1 protein-coding gene and 1 pseudogene are annotated in these 947 nt (G+C 56.1%); both read right to left on the bottom strand.

Annotated features, from left to right (window positions below; genetic code table 11):
* Positions 1–115: 115 nt before the first annotated feature.
* Positions 116–364 (bottom strand): hypothetical protein, encoded by a 249-nt coding sequence (locus ACK4TH_RS12310; protein WP_409626863.1) that lies wholly within the window; start codon positions 362–364, stop codon positions 116–118.
* Positions 365–374: 10 nt separating this feature from the next.
* A pseudogene (locus ACK4TH_RS12305) lies at positions 375–947 on the bottom strand (hypothetical protein); the annotation flags it as partial.

Genomic DNA, 947 nt, shown 5'->3' with positions numbered 1-947 from the left:
ATCGGACGCGTCAAGCTGGCTAACGACCGGGTCTTTCCCGTTTTCCACTAGAGGGAACACGCGGAAGCCTCGGCTAGCCCACGCAAGCGCTGCTTGGAGCTTGCTTTGCATCTACTCAGCCAACAGTACGAGTAATCCGATACGTTTGTTTCAGTTGGCCGGGTACGATGTGGCCTTCCGTCTCTCTGTTCTGCTTTTTGTTATGGCGAGATATGGCCACGCCTAAGCGCTGCTGCGCCTTACGCACACCGCCGACATGAGCGCGGCCAAGCATGGCGCGAAATAATTCTGCGATGTGTATGTCTACGTCATAGCCCCTGCTGACCATGTAGTCTTTAAGGGCTTGCTCTTGCGGTGTTAACATACGCCACCCCCTACTTAACGTACCGTTGATCTTCCCACGCCGCAGCCGATAGCGGCAAGCCGGTAGCCCACTCGGGCAGTATGCCCATAAGGCCCTTAAACTCGGTTGCGCTGCCGAACGTGGATTTGACTTCGCTCAAGATTTCGTCGTGAACCGTCAGGATCACATAGTACCCTGCTTGCTCTACGCGCGTCATGCCTTCAACCATGATGTCACGCGACGCAGCCTGTACGACGTTCTCGCATTGCAGTCCGCCGTACATGAACTGGCGCGTCCATTGCTTGGTCGTGCTGTCTATACCGAAATAGCGTACGCTCCGTTTGGTTGTTTCGTACTCCTCGCCGTAGCGATTGGTACGGACGACTTTCTCCTCATGCAAGGAAGGCTGCGCGTAGGCAATGACGCGACCGCTGGGCAGGCAGCAGTACAGGAAGTTGCCGTCGCACAGGTATCGTATGCGCCCGTTAGCACAATGGACTACGTTGTTCGGATCGCCCACGGCGACGATAGCTGCATCTTGGTAGTCCCACCACGACGTAACATGCCCCACCTTGTCGTCCGAACCAAGCCCTGATTTCAAAGG

Source organism: Tepidimonas sp. (genome assembly GCF_046292505.1).
Lineage (GTDB): Bacteria > Pseudomonadota > Gammaproteobacteria > Burkholderiales > Burkholderiaceae_C > Tepidimonas.
This window is presented reverse-complemented; position numbering and strand designations above follow the sequence as displayed.